The following is a 13499-nucleotide window of genomic DNA, read 5'->3' on the forward strand; positions in this document are numbered from 1 at the left end:
CGGCCACTACTTCCCGCATGATGTGGATACTTTCGGCTTCCAGCCGTTGCAGGTGGGTTAGTGACATAATTCAAACCTTCGTTAATCGATTATAAAGCTTAATAAAATTAATAATTTGTAATAGCTTAGCTGGCACTCAACCTAATTTTCTCCTATATTTTTCAAGCTTTTTGATGGCGATATCATTATTGCAAGCCGAACAACCGAGATAAGCCTTTAACTTTAATACAAAGCGCGACCAAAGAGCGCCTAAAAAACTATCCCAGCTCTTTAATTTTGCAGAAGCATTAGTTTTTGAAAGTGCACATGGCGCTTCAATAGGAAACACATATTTATCGGCCTCGGTAGACACAGCAACCTTTACCCCAGCCATTTGGCGAGCAAGATTAAACCACAGATCATCTTGCTTTGGAGCCAACCTTTTGAAGTCTTGACTCTTCATTACCGAATCATCCAATAAAAATTTGCGATATAAAACACCTGATATCCCAACAGGCAACAAGTTATAACCAACACTACCTAATGGGACAACTTTCCAGTTAAGGTAGCTTTGAAAGCCACCAAAAATTGTCTTAACTGGTATACGTGCCCTGCCACAAACAATGGCATCTGGATGTTCTTCTGCAGTTTTAACAAGCAAAGCTAGCCAGTCTTCACCATAAATTACGTCGTCATCACAAGTTATCACCCAATCATCATTTGAAGCTTCGTTATATACCGGCATCAATTTTCGATAGGGGCCGGTATTATCTACCCAATTGATAAAAACCTTCCCTCCCCCTGCTAAATCGACCAACCACTCAGGAAGTTCCTTAATACCTTCATCAATAAGGTATCCTTCTTTAGACACATTAAGAATTATCTGGTCAGGCTTTAATGACTGATTACAAAGTGACAGCAAAGTGTACTTTAAAACTTGTAACCTAGCCGAAGTGGAGGTCAAGGATACGATGATAGACATTAAAAACCCCCAAAAGACTTAAACAATTAAAAAAGATAATGAACGCTAACGCGAACTAAATAAGCGCTATCGGGGCAATTATTTAAATCTACACTTAAATAGCGCCACAGGTAAATCATTTAATAGCATCTTTAAAATTAAGACGAGTTCCTTAAAGTGATGCAGCGATTTAAATTTACACCTCACCCCCATTTTTAATGAGTTAAGTAACATTAAACACATTACAGAATTAGCTTGCTTGCGATAACCCGCCGCTAAAAGTTCGTTTATTAGCTCCAAGCACATTGCACAGTAACCGACAAGTGCGGAAGTTTTAAGTTCAGGTGAAACCAACCAAAATATTTCACTTTTAGATTTCAACACCGGACTTATTTTGTCAATTACTTTTCGCGCGGACCAAACACCACCTGGATGATGACGATAAATGGACCATTTTTCTGGTATAAATTTTGCCTCCCCTAAGGAAGCTAAAGTTGCCCATATTAAATGGTCACCATTAACTACATTAATTTGTTGTTTCCCTAGGAAGGGTTCTGATAAGAAAACTGCTGAAGCAGTAGGTGTTTTAGAGCCACGCGCATTTGAAATGGCTTATACCCCACAACTGGTACTTTTGACTCGTTATAGTAACTAGTCGCTGAGACTAAGAAATTTTCACACCTAATTGAATCATGAAAAACCAATGAGACTCCACACTTAAAATTACTAACTTGGCTCTTTAATTTGCTAGCACTTACCCAATAGTCATCACCTTCACAAAGAGCTATATATTTACCTCTAACTTTTGGGAAGGTAAATGACCTAGGCATAACACCCTTAGACCATTTATTTTCACTTTGAATCACAGGGACAATAATATTAGAATAAATCTCCACATACTCTTTTACTATTTCAGTAGTCCCATCCGTCGATGCATCATCATGCACAATTATCTCAAATGGGAAGTCAGTTTCCTGCATCAGGAAGCCATTCAAAGCATCTTTGATATAATTAACATGATTGTAGGTATGACAGACAATTGAAACCAATGGCTGTGAAAGATCCCCTTTCCAGTTCGCCATTATCTCTGATTCCGCTCTCGGTTCTGGGGGAACCGGAACCGCATCTCCCACTTTGAGGTTTTTTATAATATCTTTCAAAATCAATTCAACCCTGAAATAGCATAAGTCAAGCGTGCCGTTTCAACGGCAATCTAGTCTTGAGTTTATCAATCAAAAACTTCAGCCCATCGGCCTTTAGCACAAAGCAAGCCAGCAAATAAATCATCCCACCCAGCAGTGAGCCACAAGCCAACTCTGCAATTGCAGGGTAGTGGCTGATACGACACAGGTAACCAACTACATATGCGGCGAAAAGCCCGGCTAGTACTGGCTTTATTGCATCTGCAAGCTGAGTTGTCAGCTTGTAACCCACCAGTTTAGATGAAAAATAAGTATTTGGAACTAATGCCAAGAGGCTACCAGCAAGCTGACTGAGCACAATAGCGAATACGCCACAAGGGATAGCAAGTAACAATAGCATAATATTAACTATTTTCTTCAAAACCCCCACCTTAAGCACCAAATCTGAACGGCCTTTCACATTCAGAAGGTTTATATTCAATGCGTGAAGAGGATAGAGCATGCCAATCACACAAAGCACCTGCAGGTAAGATATTGCTCCCAGCCACTTCTCACCAAAAAAAGCATTAACAAGCGGATCTGCCAGCCCTGCCAGCCCTGCCATAATGGGAGCGATAACAAACATCATCAACTGCATAATCTGCCGATATTTATCCAGCAAAGCCGCATTGTCATCCTGCAATGTAGCCAAAGCCGGGAAAGTAGCCTGTTGCACTGCGCTGGTAAGCTGCTGAGATATAAGGTTACTGATTTTTTTAGCAAAAAAGTAAAGGCCGGTCACTTCAGCGCTGAAGAACCGGCCGATTACCATGACATAGGAATTCTGGAACAGTACTTCAAGGCTTCCTTCCAGCAGCAGGTTACGACCAAAGCGAAATAAACGGGAAAACGACTCGGTACTGAATTGTAATGCCGGCCGCCAGCTGCTGGCCAGCCACAATATAACGGCTGAAACCAGTGCGGAGCTTAGCATCTGCACCACCAGGCTCCATACGCCCCAATCAGAAAAAGCCGCCGCCACCGCCAACACACCAGAAGCAACAACGCCAAGGGTATTAGCCTTCATTTGTGCCCTGAAGTTCATGTTACGGGTCAGCACTGCTGTTTGTACTACCTTGAAGGCATTAATAAACACCACCAGGCCCATCACCTGAATAAGAGCGGCCAGCTCAGGCTGCTCATAAAAGCCGGCTACCAAAGGGGCTGAAAAAAACAATGCGGCATACACAATACCGCTTAACATTAAATTACTAAAAAAAACGGTATTCAGATCGGCTTTTGAGACAACCTTGCTTTGTACCAGAGCCGTTCCCAGGCCGGACTGAACAAAGGTGTTGGCCAGCTCGAACACGACGGCTGCCATGGCAATCAGACCAAACGCTTCCGGTGCCAGCAAACGAGCGAGAAACAGCATAAACAGGGTACTGGCTCCCCTGCTCATAAACATACTTGCAAGATTCCAGAAAACGCCGGCACCTATTTTTTTATTTATAACATTCATCTAATGCTTGATTCACCGTTATGCACAAAAGTAAACAAAAGTTAATTTTTCCATTTTTTACATGCCCGTTCAGATTCTTCCTGCGTGTACTCCTCCAGCCGCCAACGATTAGTATTGTAAAAATTTGATTCACCTGTATATGCCGGAATTTTATCTTCAGTTATTCCACCTTGTTCAACTAGGCGACGGGTGATTTCGTTGTAGTAATATTCAGGACGTTGACAAAAGTCTTCGTACTGCACTATCAGCTTTTTATGATCTGGAAGGTCGGCAATGCCCTGCTCTACCGAGCGATTAATGGCTGCTATCTGGCCTGCTACTGACTCCAGCGGATCGAGGTTTTTCAGCTCCGGGTATTCTTTTATTTTAAAAGAGTACCAAGTGTTAATATCGCCATACTGGCGCTTTCTGGCTTCCAGCGCTGACTGAATGTTGAACACAGGGTCACGGTGAATCCAGATAAAAAGCGGCTTTTCAAATTGCTGTGCCAGCTCGGGAATATTCTGGTTCATGATCATTCCCTTCATGGCGAAGGGCTTTTCAAAAATATTGGCAAGTGCATTCAGCTCGTCTCTGAACCCCGCCAGGTTCGCTTTTTCAAGTAATTCCTTCGGTGGCAGATAATCCAGCTCATCGAAAGGCAGAAAACGGCGCCAGAAGTACCAGAACTCGTTGGGTGCCAGTGCGCCCTTGGTTTTACCATTGTCAGAACTGAAGTTGATATCAGAGTTAAAGTCCAGGATCTCGTTACGAAAGTTGTAACGAGGATCTGTTAACAACTGCTGAATTTTCGCACCAACCAAAGGCGCACCGAAAAAACGGGAAAGCAGATTGGTTGGATAAGCAACAAGGCCAGAACTTGCAAGCCACTGTGTAAAAAGTGTAGTACCAGAACGTAATGGCCCTATCACAAATACTTTGGAGTATCGCTCTGAAGCATCGTTAAGATACTTTTCGTTAACACATACAAGATTACCATTCAGTTCGGTTAGCAAAGCTTCAAGGTCAGAGACCCGAGAGAACTGCTCAGTTCGTTGTTTCTGTTTAAACATAAAACCATCCACTCTAGATAAATAAAACACAGTTACGAGTAGGCTGCTATCCCAATTTATATCGAACCAGCAGATTCCTGACTTCTTCTGGCGAGCAGTTCATCAACACATCAATGATTGATAAATTTGGCACAAACTCTTTACTATTCTGTTTGTATTCAACTGGCAGTGAATCAACAAATTTCAGGTCGATGCCTTGGTTCTCGAAATCCGCTTTATTGTATAATTTTCTTCCACTAGGGGAATTTATGTAACAATCAGCGCCAAATTTATGCGATAGATTGATAAGTCTGTCACGAGCTGATGCGGAACGGTCGTACTCAAGCTCGCTTGTCCTTTTAAATTTTTTTTCTATATCTAAGTAGGAAAATATAGCTTGATAACTATTCAAACAAACTGAAGATATAGAGCGCTCCTTGTTCTCAACAATCTGCTTAAAAAGAGGAAAGAAAGCCTCAAAATAAGGCGCCATAGAATAACCATGCTCTACTATCTTTAGTATTTTATTAACATCTGTGGAGAACGACAGCTCTGTTATCAGTTTATTTTGAGAAGCTCCTGGCACAGAAACTGTGAACCGGGTAACGCCACTACCAGTAAGAACATTATTTCTATTTATATATCCCTTTTTAATAAAAGTGACATCATCATAAATCAAAAAAAGATCAGATACATAAATAAGATGAAAGTAACCGATATAAGGAAAAAGATAAGGTTGCATCACAGCCAGCTTCATAATGCCAACTCCGTATTTACAAGTTCAATTATCTCTTTTTGCTCTGCATTTCCCAGCTTATTGTAAATAGGAAGGCACAGAATTCGGCTAGCAATATTTTTTGAGATAGCCTGTTTTTTTTGACTATTCAAACATTCCACAGACTCCAGCGACGGATAAAAATACCGTCTTGCCAGCACACCATGCTCTTTTAATGTGGCAGCCACCCGTACCGCCTTCGCTTCAGTTTTAAACACCACTGGAAAATAAGCGTAATTATAATCCAGAGCCTTTGCCCTGGACTGCAGTTGCAGGGTGCCGGCAAGGGCTTGTTCATAGCGGTGCCAGACTTCAGCACGGGCGGCCAGGTTCTGTTCCATTTCATCCAGTACACACAAGCCCATGGCGGCCTGCAGCTCGTTCATTTTGGCGTTAATGCCCAGCTCTTCAATGGATTCCGGCCCGGTAATGCCAAAATTGATCATTTTTCTTGCCCGTTCCAGATCTTCCTTGCGTTTGAAGATAATGGCACCGCCTTCACCGGTGTGAAAAAGCTTGGTGGCATGAAAGCTGAGGGTAGCGGCATCGCCGTGCTTGAGCAGGCTTTCTCCCTTGTACTTTACGCCAAAGGCATGAGAAGCATCGTAAATCACCTTGAGGTTATGCTTATTGGCAATGGCATCGATGGCTTCCACCTCACAGGCGTTGCCAAACACATGCACGGGTACAATGGCCTTGGTGTTGGGAGTAATGGCCGCCTCTATATTAGCCGGATCCAGACACCAGGTGTGCGGGTCTATGTCTGCAAACACTGGCTCTATACCTTCCCATTTTAAAGAGCTAGCGGTGGCTATAAAGGTGAAGGGGGTGGTAATGGCCTCGGGGTGCCGTGGAGCCCTGTTATCCCGCAGCCCCAGGGCGCGATAGGCAATTTGCAGTGCCAGTGTGCCGTTGGAGACCAGCAGCAGGTTTTCTACCCCCAAGTAGTTTTCAAGCCGGCGGGTAAGCTCTTGCACCAGCTCGCCATTGTTGGTCAACCACTGGCGTTCATAAATGCCATCGATATATGTATTCAGTTTCTCCCGACTGGGAAAATAGGGCTTGGTAACGGGGATCATACGTGCTCTCCGGCCAAGGCCAAGAGGTATTGACCATAGCCATTCTTTTTAAGGTAATCAGCTTGCTTGAGCAACTGCTCGCGGGTGAGCCAGCCTTGGTTAAAAGCAATTTCTTCCAGACAGGCAATTTTATAGCCCTGCCGCTTTTCTATGGTTTCCACAAACTGAGCGGCTTCCAGCAAGCTTTCGTGGGTGCCTGTGTCCAGCCACGAGAAGCCTCGGCCCAACAGCTCTACGTTCAGGTTGCCCTGCTCAAGATAGGCCCGGTTGATATCGGTGATTTCCAGCTCCCCCCTATGGCTGGGCTTAACCTGCTTGGCGATATCAACCACCTTGTTGTCGTAAAAATACAGACCGGTTACCGCAAAGTGGGATTTTGGCTTTACGGGTTTTTCCTCTATGGATACCACCCGTTTGTTCTGGTCAAACTCTACCACACCAAAACGCTCCGGATCCTTGACCTGATAGCCAAACACGGTGGCGCCTTCGGCTCGTGCTACCGCTTGCTTGAGTTTGGGGCTGAAACCATGGCCATAGAAAATATTATCACCCAGCACAAGGCAAACAGGATCCTGGCCAATAAACTCTTCACCGAGAATAAACGCCTGAGCCAGACCATCGGGGCTAGGTTGAACTGCGTAGCTCAGGTTAATACCAAACTGGCTGCCATCGTCCAATACTCGAATAAAGCCTTGCTGATCCTCCGGCGTGGTGATGATCAGAATATCCTGTATGCCAGCCAGCATCAGCACCGACAGTGGATAGTAGATCATGGGTTTGTCATAGATGGGCAGCAGCTGCTTGGAAGTGCCCAGAGTAATGGGGTACAGCCGGGTACCGGAGCCACCAGCCAGAATAATACCTTTCATTACATTACTCCCAGTCGTTCACGTTGGTAGCTACCATCCTGTACTCGTTGGCACCACTCCAGGTTGTTGAGATACCACTGCACGGTTTTGCGGATGCCGGATTCAAAGGTCTCTTGTGGCTTCCAGCCCAGTTCGCGTTCTATTTTGCTTGCGTCGATGGCGTAGCGGCGATCGTGACCGGGGCGATCTTCTACGTTAGTGATCAGTTGTTTGTAGGAAGATTCCGCATCAAATGCGGAATGACCCGGTTTGGCAGAGTGACGACCAGAGGCAAGTTCATCCAGTATGTCGCAGATGGTATGCACTACTTCTATGTTCTGCTTTTCGTTGTGGCCGCCGATGTTGTAAGTTTCGCCCACTTTACCTTCGGTAACTACCTTGTAGAGCGCACGGGCGTGATCCTCGACATAGAGCCAGTCGCGGATCTGGTCGCCTTTGCCGTAAATCGGCAGCGGCTTGCCTTCCAGCGCATTGAGGATCACCAGCGGTATGAGCTTTTCCGGAAAGTGGTAAGGACCATAGTTGTTGGAGCAGTTGGTAATCAGTACCGGGAAACCGTAGGTACGCTGCCAGGCTCTCACCAGATGATCGGAACTCGCTTTGCTGGCGGAGTATGGGCTGCTAGGGGCGTAAGACGTAGCTTCTGTAAACAGGTGCTGCGCTGCATCTGCCACTTCTGCCGGATGCGGCAGGTCGCCATACACTTCATCGGTGCTTATGTGATGGAAGCGAAAGTTGGTTTTTTATCAGCCTCTAACTCGTTCCAATAAGTTCGCGCGGCTTCCAGCAGATTATAAGTACCGACTATGTTAGTTTGAATAAACTCAGCGGGGCCGTCGATGGATCTGTCCACATGGCTTTCCGCTGCCAGGTGCATAATGGCATCGGGCTGGTGCTCGGCAAACACGTGCTCAAGCTCTGTGCGGTTGCAAATATCCACTAGTTCAAAGGCGTAGCGGTTGCTATCACTTACTTCGGTCAAGCTTTCCAGATTGCCGGCATAGGTCAGCTTGTCTACGTTTATCACACTGCTTTGAGTGTGATTGATGATGTGGCGAATAACTGCAGAGCCAATAAAACCGGCGCCACCGGTAACTAAAATCTTCATAAATCAATCACTTCCAAACAAATCACGGGTATATACCTTCTCCGCCACATCCTGCAGCTTGGCTGAAGGCCGGTTGGCGACGATTACATCCGATCGCAGCTTGAACTCATCCAGGTTATTTACCACTTGCGAGTGAAAAAATTCAGGCTCGGTAAATACCGGCTCGTAGACTATTACTTCTATCCCCTTGGCCTTGATTCGTTTCATGACGCCCTGGATGGCGGAAGCGCGGAAGTTATCGGAGCCCGCCTTCATCACCAGGCGGTAAATGCCCACGACGTTAGGGTTCTTTTTGATAATAGCGTTGGCGATAAAGTCTTTGCGGGTGGTGTTGGCATCCACGATAGCCTGAATAAGGTTATTGGGTACTTCGTTATAGTTGGCCAGCAGCTGTTTGGTGTCTTTAGGCAAGCAGTAACCGCCGTAGCCAAAGCTTGGGTTGTTATAGTGGCTGCCAATGCGCGGGTCCAGACCCACCCCTTCTATGATTTGTCTGCTGTCCAGGCCATGGCTTTCGGCGTAGCTGTCCAGTTCATTGAAGTAGGCTACCCGCATGGCGAGATAGGTGTTGGAAAACAGCTTTACCGCCTCAGCCTCTGTGCTGTTGGTGTACAGCACCGGCACGTCTTTTTTAATGGCGCCTTGCAGTAGTAAGCCGGCAAACACCTCGGCCCGCTCGCTTTGCTCACCCACTATGATGCGGGAAGGGTATAGGTTGTCGTGCAGAGCCTTGCCTTCGCGCAGGAATTCGGGCGAGAAAATGATGTTATAGCTGCCGGTTTGTTCTTTTAGTTTTTGGGTATACCCCACGGGCACAGTGGATTTGATCACTATTACCGCATTAGGGTTGATGGCCAACACATCGTTTACCACCGTCTCCACACTCTGGGTGTTGAAGTGATTGGTAACCGAATCGTAATCGGTGGGGGTGGCGATGATTACGAAGTCTGCATTGTCAAAGGCTTCCACTTGGCTGGTGGTGGCACGAAAGTCAATTTTCCTGTTTTGCAGAAATTCGGTGATGTCGGCATCCACAATGGGGGATTGCCGGTTATTAAGCAGCTCTACTTTTTCGGGAATAATGTCGAGGGCAACCACTTCGTGATGCTGGGCCAGCAGCATCGCGTTGGATAGGCCAACGTAGCCGGTGCCGGCAATGGCAATTTTCATAAGTGTTTGTTTCTTTTGAGCGGTGAGACATGAGAGAGTGCGGACTGCCTTTGTGCCTGGCACCGTTGTGTGTTAATAGCAAACTGAGTTCGACCCTGCGATAGTGCCGGCCAGTTGTTTTTACCGATAGCAGATTATTTGTGCCTTTATCTTTTTGGCCATCGCTTTCCGGCAACCCAGAACTCCGGCGGTAACTAAATACGCTACCGCCCATAGGGTTCAGTTGGCCATTCCCCCAGGGCCGGGCGTAGCGCCGCATGCACGATGATAAGTTGCGTTTTGCAAGACGATCGCGGCTTGCAAGCAAAGGCGCACAAGTCTACTGGATTTACCGCCCAGATAAAACCTTACTCACAATATGGAAATGGCGTGATATACAGGAAAGCTACGTCGATATTTGTATCTGTCAACATCAAAGTCAACGATAAAGTAAGGAGCAGGCTATTGATGATAAATGCTTTTACATTGGAGCGGGCGATGGGAATCGAACCCACGTATGCAGCTTGGGAAGCTGCCGTTCTACCATTGAACTACGCCCGCTCTGAAGGAGTTCCACTATAGCCCTTTTTGCGCCGGCGGCAATCTCCTGATGTTCAAGTGAACAAATAACCACCAACAACCACCCAATGAGTAGTGTTCCCTCCCCGTCCTTCCCCTGGCAATTACCTGATGTCATGCCTGCCACACGGCAGCAAAGTGGGGAAAGAACCCGATGGCGTCAGTTGGCCGGTTCGGCATTATCCCGCTTTGGTCGAGTAAATTATCCCCTTCGACAACATCACGCCGCTTACGACCCCAATTTCATTCGACCTTCTGCAGCACCTTGTGCAGAATAAGGTCAGCTTCTTTTTCTGGATTAAGGACTTGTCTCATGCGTCTTCTCGGGGTTTCTCTGCTGGCGGTTGCGTTGTCTGGTTGCGCGGGTTGGGGGTTCAACAGCAACGTGTCACCGGTCGGTATCAAGGATTATTACAAGGGCGACGGGGTCAAGCTTTACAGCAAGGCCGACCTGGACGGCGTGAATTACGTCACCTTGGGCTCGGTGGAAGGCGAAGCCTGCCAGATAAAAGCCGATGAAGCGCCGCCGAAAGAAGCCGATGCCCGCGCCAGCGTGCGTCGCAGTGCAGCCGATATGGGGGCCAACGGGCTCTTGCTGGACCGCTGCATTCGCTTCGATGACATGCCCGGCTGCCTGGAACAGGTGCTGTGCAGCGGTCAGGCGCTGAAGGTTGCGGACTGATGCAGCAGCCCATGCAGCCACCGATGCAACCACCCATGCCGCAGGTCATGCTGGATCCCATCGGTATTATTCGTTCGCCTTATAAAGAGAAGTTTGCGGTGCCGCGCCAGCCGGGGCTGGTCAGCAGTGCCCGGGCCCGGCTGGAGATGCTGCCGCCCTACAACGAGCCCAGTGCCTTTCGCGGACTGGGCGAGTTCAGTCACCTGTGGCTGATGTTCGTGTTTCACCAGACTCAGGACAAGGGCTGGAACCCCACGGTGCGCCCGCCACGGCTGGGCGGCAACGAACGGGTGGGTGTCTTCGCTACCCGCTCCACCTTCAGGCCCAACCCGCTGGGACTCTCGGTGGTGCAACTGCACGACATGTGCAAGGACGGCAACAAGGTGTGGCTGGAGCTGGGCGGTGTGGATCTGGTGGACGGCACCCCCGTGGTCGACATCAAGCCCTATCTGCCCTGGGTCGATGCGGTGCCCGATGCCCACGGCGGCTTTGCACCGGCGCCCCCGGACATCAGCATGGAAGTCATCTTCAGCGCCGCCGCCGAGCAGGCCTGTGCCCGCTCGGAGATTCCCGACCTGCAGCAGTTTATTACCGAAGTACTGGTGCAGGATCCGCGCCCGGCCTACAAGCGCAACGACAAACACTGGCAGCAGTACGGGGTCCGGCTTTATCACTACAACGTACGCTTTGAAGTCTTTGGCCGCCTCACCAGGGTGCTTGAAATCGTGAGCGCTGAGGAGTAAGGCGGGAGACATAACGGGGCTTCTGCCTGACCGGCCCCCCTGCTACAATCTCTTTCTTTAATGGATTTTAAAAATCAACAAGGTTTAAGCGCATGCGTACCACTCAATACTTGCTTTCCACCCTCAAAGAGACCCCGAGCGATGCCGAGGTGATCAGCCACCAGCTGATGCTGCGCGCGGGCATGATCCGCCGGCTGGCGTCGGGCCTGTACACCTGGCTGCCCAGTGGCCTGCGGGTATTGAACAAGGTCGCCGCCATCGTGCGGGAAGAAATGAACCGCGCCGGCGCGGTGGAAATGCTGATGCCGGTGGTACAGCCCGCCGAGCTGTGGCATGAAACCGGCCGCTGGGACAAGTTCGGCCCCGAACTGCTGCGCATCAAGGATCGCCACGATCGCAGCTTCGTACTGGGCCCGACCCACGAAGAAGTCATCACCTCCATGGTGCGCAACGAGGTGGCTTCCTACAAGCAACTGCCGCTGAACCTGTATCAGATCCAGACCAAATTCCGCGACGAAGTCCGCCCCCGCTTCGGCGTGATGCGCTCGCGCGAGTTCATCATGAAGGATGCCTACTCCTTCCACACCAGCCAGCAGAGTCTGGAGCAGACCTACGACGACATGTATCAGGCCTACAGCCGTATCTTCGAGCGCATGGGACTGGACTTCCGCGCCGTACTGGCCGACACCGGCGCCATCGGTGGCAGTGCCTCGCACGAATTCCACGTGCTGGCCCAGAGCGGTGAAGACGACATCGCCTTCTCTACCGAGTCCGATTACGCCGCCAACATCGAAATGGCCGAGGCCGTGGCGCCCAAGGCCACCGCCGATGCCGCCACCCAGGAGCTGACCCTGGTCGATACTCCCGACGCCAAAACCATCGCCGCGCTGGTGGAGCAATTCGGACTGGATATCGAGAAAACCGTCAAGACCCTGCTGGTAAAGGCCGCCGACGATCAGGACGCTCCGCTGGTGGCACTGATGGTGCGTGGCGATCACGAACTGAACGAAATCAAGGCCGAGAAGCTGCCGCAGGTCGCCAGCCCCCTGACCTTTGCCACCGAAGAAGAAATTCGCGCCATCGTCGGTGCCGGCCCGGGTTCGCTGGGTCCGCTGAACATGCCGGTGCCGGTAGTGGTGGATCGCGCCGTGGCGGTCATGAACGACTTTGGCGCCGGTGCCAACATTGAAGACAAGCACTACTTCGGCATCAACTGGGGCCGGGATCTGCCGCTGCCGCAGGTGGCCGATCTGCGTAACGTCAAGGAAGGCGACCCCAGCCCCTGTGGCAAGGGCGTGCTGCAAATCAAACGTGGCATCGAAGTGGGCCACATCTTCCAGCTGGGCAACAACTACTCCAGCAAGATGAACGCCACCGTGCTCAACGAAGACGGCAAATCAACGGTACTGGAAATGGGCTGCTACGGCATCGGTGTATCACGCATCGTGGCCGCCGCCATCGAGCAAAACCATGACGATCGCGGCATCATCTGGCCGGAAGCCATCGCGCCCTTCCAGGTCGCCATCATCCCGATGAACATGCACAAGTCCTACCGGGTGCAGGAAGTGGCCGAGAAGCTGTATAATGAGCTGACCGCCGCCGGCATCGAAGTGCTGTTCGACGACCGTAAAGAGCGTCCGGGCGTGATGTTCGCCGACATGGAACTGCTGGGCGTGCCCCACAGCATCGTCATCGGCGATCGCGGCCTGGACAACAATGTAGTGGAATACAAGACCCGCCGCGGTGGCGAAAAGTCCGAAGTGGCCATCGACGACATCGTGGCCCAGCTGACCCAGGCCATCCAGAAATAAGCGTTCTGGCATACGCTGAATACTAAAAAACGGCGCCGTTCGATACGGCGCCGTTTTTGTTGGGGCAATCGTTTGTTGAACTAATGCTGT

General features: G+C 49.5%; 11 protein-coding genes, 1 tRNA gene and 1 pseudogene. 3 read left to right on the forward strand and 10 right to left on the reverse strand.

Translation table 11 applies throughout. From position 1 onward, the window contains the following. Positions 1-136: 136 nt before the first annotated feature. The 10 genes and pseudogenes from BFR47_RS17390 to BFR47_RS04245 form a co-directional block, all read right to left on the reverse strand. Positions 137-961, reverse strand: coding sequence for a glycosyltransferase (locus BFR47_RS17390; RefSeq protein ID WP_083399002.1), 825 nt, complete (start codon positions 959-961; stop codon positions 137-139). Between the two features lie 521 nt (positions 962-1482). Continuing rightward, entirely contained in the window at positions 1483-2100 is a 618-nt protein-coding gene (locus tag BFR47_RS17395; protein WP_217645440.1) for a glycosyltransferase family 2 protein, read from the reverse strand. 28 nt (positions 2101-2128) lie between these two features. Next, a complete protein-coding gene (locus tag BFR47_RS04210) occupies positions 2129-3583 on the reverse strand; it encodes a lipopolysaccharide biosynthesis protein (protein ID WP_071471914.1) in 1455 nt (484 codons plus the stop codon). A gap of 41 nt (positions 3584-3624) precedes the next feature. Continuing rightward, the gene (locus tag BFR47_RS04215; RefSeq protein WP_071471915.1) at positions 3625-4635 is read right to left on the reverse strand and encodes a sulfotransferase; all 1011 of its coding nucleotides are present in this window, start codon (positions 4633-4635) and stop codon (positions 3625-3627) included. A 46-nt stretch (positions 4636-4681) separates the two neighbouring features. Then, positions 4682-5371 carry a WbqC family protein gene (locus tag BFR47_RS04220; protein WP_071471916.1) on the reverse strand — a complete coding sequence of 230 codons (690 nt, stop codon included), beginning with the start codon at positions 5369-5371 and terminating at the stop codon, positions 4682-4684. Beyond that, positions 5368-6468, reverse strand: a complete 1101-nt coding sequence (locus tag BFR47_RS04225; RefSeq protein WP_071471917.1) for a DegT/DnrJ/EryC1/StrS family aminotransferase — start codon at positions 6466-6468, stop codon at positions 5368-5370. The genes BFR47_RS04220 and BFR47_RS04225 overlap by 4 nt, the downstream gene beginning before the upstream one ends. After that, positions 6465-7337 (reverse strand): glucose-1-phosphate thymidylyltransferase RfbA, encoded by an 873-nt coding sequence (gene rfbA / locus BFR47_RS04230; protein WP_071471918.1) that lies wholly within the window; start codon positions 7335-7337, stop codon positions 6465-6467. The genes BFR47_RS04225 and rfbA overlap by 4 nt, the downstream gene beginning before the upstream one ends. Further along, positions 7337-8445, reverse strand: a pseudogene (gene rfbB, locus BFR47_RS04235) (dTDP-glucose 4,6-dehydratase). The gene rfbA and the pseudogene rfbB overlap by 1 nt, the downstream one beginning before the upstream one ends. Positions 8446-8448: 3 nt before the next feature. Continuing rightward, positions 8449-9615 (reverse strand): nucleotide sugar dehydrogenase, encoded by a 1167-nt coding sequence (locus BFR47_RS04240; RefSeq protein ID WP_071471919.1) that lies wholly within the window; start codon positions 9613-9615, stop codon positions 8449-8451. A 466-nt stretch (positions 9616-10081) separates the two neighbouring features. After that, a tRNA-Gly gene (locus tag BFR47_RS04245) sits at positions 10082-10155 on the reverse strand. A gap of 331 nt (positions 10156-10486) precedes the next feature. On the opposite strand from BFR47_RS04245, the gene rcsF reads away from it, so the two are divergent. The 3 genes from rcsF (at position 10487) to BFR47_RS04260 (ending at position 13409) form a co-directional block, all read left to right on the forward strand. Beyond that, a complete protein-coding gene (gene rcsF, locus BFR47_RS04250) occupies positions 10487-10855 on the forward strand; it encodes an Rcs stress response system protein RcsF (RefSeq protein ID WP_071471920.1) in 369 nt (122 codons plus the stop codon). 35 nt (positions 10856-10890) lie between these two features. After that, positions 10891-11598, forward strand: a complete 708-nt coding sequence (tsaA, locus tag BFR47_RS04255) for a tRNA (N6-threonylcarbamoyladenosine(37)-N6)-methyltransferase TrmO (protein ID WP_071472205.1) — start codon at positions 10891-10893, stop codon at positions 11596-11598. 92 nt (positions 11599-11690) lie between these two features. Then, entirely contained in the window at positions 11691-13409 is a 1719-nt protein-coding gene (locus tag BFR47_RS04260) for a proline--tRNA ligase (RefSeq protein WP_071471921.1), read from the forward strand. Positions 13410-13499 lie beyond the last annotated feature (90 nt).

The sequence above is a fragment of the Oceanisphaera psychrotolerans genome (assembly GCF_001870485.1).
Classification (GTDB): domain Bacteria; phylum Pseudomonadota; class Gammaproteobacteria; order Enterobacterales; family Aeromonadaceae; genus Oceanimonas; species Oceanimonas psychrotolerans.